Source organism: Bradyrhizobium sp. (genome assembly GCF_049519115.1).
Taxonomy (GTDB): domain Bacteria; phylum Pseudomonadota; class Alphaproteobacteria; order Rhizobiales; family Xanthobacteraceae; genus Bradyrhizobium.
Map to the genome: position 1 here is coordinate 1 of NZ_JBEKRB010000185.1, position 2,555 is coordinate 2,555.

Below are 2,555 nucleotides of genomic sequence, written 5' to 3' on the forward strand. Positions count from 1 at the left end.
TCATGGCTGAGCCTCCTGTCTGGCTTTAATGACTTCGGTTTTGATGTCCGCCCATTGCGGCTGGTCGGTGTAGCGCGCACGAATATATTGGGTGATGTCCGCAATTTGTGCGTCGGTCAGAATACCGTCAAAGGCCGGCATGTAAGGTCCGCCGCCGGTCCGGTAAGATTGAATGCCATGAAGAATAACGCGGACGGTGTTTGCGGGTTCTTTCTGCTGTACGGCCGTGCTTAGCGACAGCGCAAGCGCTTTTGATGGGCCGACATCGTTTCGGTCGTTGTGGCACTTCGCGCAGGCGCCAGTATAAATCGCGATGACATCGGCGGCCTGACTTTTTCCACCGTTATCGGTTACGACGGCCGTCTTGTTATCCTGCTGCGGCGAAAGACTTGCGACGTAGGTAGCAATCGCATGAACCTCGTTCTTCGAAGCTTGACCGAGATTATTGGCGACGTCGGCCATCGGGCCGGCAGCTGCACCGTGAAGCTTGTGCCAGCCGGTCGACAGATATTCGGCAAGCTGATCAACGGTCCAGCGATGTGTGGTGACAAGCGACGCGTTGAGAGGTGGCGCATTCCAGCCTTCAGCGACACCGCCGGCGTAGGAACTACCATTCTTTTCACCGCCAAGCGCATTGCGCGGCGTGTGACAGGATCCGCAATGTCCTAGTCCCTCGACCAGATAGCGGCCGCGATTCCATTCTTCGCTCTTGCTGGTGTCAGTTTCCAGGCTGGCCTGGCTAAAAAACAGGACTTTCCATCCAGCAATGATCGGGCGGAAGCTGAATGGAAACGAAAGCTGATTTGCAGGGATAACGTTGCGGGTCGCAGGTAAGCTCATCAAGAACGAATAGAGGGCGTGAATATCTTCATCTGTCGCCTTGGTAAAATGATCATAGGGAAATGCCGGGTAGAGTTGCCTTCCTTCACGATCGACGCCCTCGTGCATGGCGCGACGGAACGCCTCTTCAGACCAAGTCCCGATCCCTGTTTCAAGGTCAGGGGTCAGATTGCTGGCGTAGATCGTTCCGAATGGCGTCGGCAATGCCCGGCCACCTGCATAGGACACGCCAACATCTTTTGTGTGGCAATCGCTGCAGTTGCCGATGGCCGCGAGCTCGGCGCCACGATCAATCGTTTTCCGATCGGAGATCGCCTGCCTCGCTGAAATCGGCGCGATGGCAGGACGCCAAGCCCAGGCAAGGCCGCCAACAGCAATAAGAACGCCCGCAGCTAACACAACAAGAATGACTCGACGCAACCGCATATCGGTCTGCTCCGAAACATTGCCAGCTTAGAGTATTTCTACGGCTTAATGAAGCGGTTTGGTAGCCGCCTCATGTCGGCAAGTATAGAACTGGTACTTTATTCGGCGCAAATTGACATTCCGTCCGGGACAGCACCAATAGGACACGCCGCTGCCCAGAGAGAAACTATCTGAGGTTCCCGATACAGCGGACGCCAGCGTCCGGAGTGCGCTCAGTGCGCTTTCGCTGGGCTCGCCAAAATCAATGTCGCGCACAAGGCCTTGAGGCCGGTCAATTGCGGACCGCGAAATCCTATCTATCCGGAAGGGGAAGCGGTTCCTGTCTGGCGGCGTTCCAGTATCTTCGTGTTGACGTGGGGTTTGGGCCCAAATTCGGTTGAAGGAGATAACGCATGGCCACGAAATTGAGCGATGGATTACCAGAAGTCCTAGCGTCTGTGCGAACGCGCCCGCTTTTCATCATGCGTCTTGACGTACAGCCCTATCAGATAATCGGTGGGCCCGAAGGCGCCTTTCGCAGGGTTGGAGTCGTACCGGGAGGCATCTTCGAGGGGGAAAGACTTTCCGGCAAAGTGTTACCGGGTGGAAACGATTGGCAAACGGTGCGCAACGATGGCAGCACACTACTCGACGTAAAGCTCGTACTGGAAACAACCGACGGTGCGCTTATCGGAATGACCTACAAAGGCGTACGACGCGGCCCCGCTGACGTGATCGAGCGGGTTAATAAGGGCGCGGATGTCGATCCTGCGTCGTATTATTTTCGTACCAATCCGGTCTTCGTGACAGCGTCGAGCTATTCCTGGATCAACGGAATCCTCGCTATCGGTGCTGGCTATCGCACCCCGGCCGGCGTGATCTACAGCCTCTTCGAGATTCTCTAGTTGGTATCCGTTGCTCGTGCGGCGGTCCACGATCTGCACACGCAACGGTGCGAACCTGCCGATCCGGACGGACACGAAAGGAAAAGCTACCATCTTTATTACCCTAACCGCCGCCACCATTCGCCGGCGTTCGCACTGTTGATCGACGCGCTGCGCTATCGGGGTCGACGTGAGCACTGACGCGTTACCGCCGAGCCCCGATAACCCGCTCAAGTTCCGCAGCCGTCGTGATGGTGGCCTGCCACGGAATGACCTTCTCCAAGAGCACCCGATGCGTTTCCTCGTCGCGATCAGAGCAGCAATCGCCGACGACCAGCAGTCTGTAGTCAGCGTCGGCGGCATGGCGCAGCGTAGAGAGTACGACACCGCTGGTGATGATCCCCGTCAGGATCAGGGTCTCGATAC

General features: G+C 56.9%; 3 protein-coding genes. 1 reads left to right on the forward strand and 2 read right to left on the reverse strand.

Annotation, left to right across the window (positions count from 1 at the left end; genetic code table 11):
- Positions 1–1,266 (reverse strand): c-type cytochrome, encoded by a 1,266-nt coding sequence (locus tag ABSE61_RS36915; RefSeq protein WP_423876076.1) that lies wholly within the window; start codon positions 1,264–1,266, stop codon positions 1–3.
- A gap of 392 nt (positions 1,267–1,658) precedes the next feature.
- On the opposite strand from ABSE61_RS36915, the gene ABSE61_RS36920 reads away from it, so the two are divergent.
- A complete protein-coding gene (locus ABSE61_RS36920; RefSeq protein WP_423876077.1) occupies positions 1,659–2,150 on the forward strand; it encodes a DUF3237 domain-containing protein in 492 nt (163 codons plus the stop codon).
- Positions 2,151–2,334: 184 nt separating this feature from the next.
- Here ABSE61_RS36920 and ABSE61_RS36925 read toward each other — a convergent pair.
- Positions 2,335–2,555, reverse strand: a 221-nt coding sequence (locus ABSE61_RS36925) for an isochorismatase family protein (protein WP_423876078.1), incomplete at its 5' end; no start/stop codon positions are given.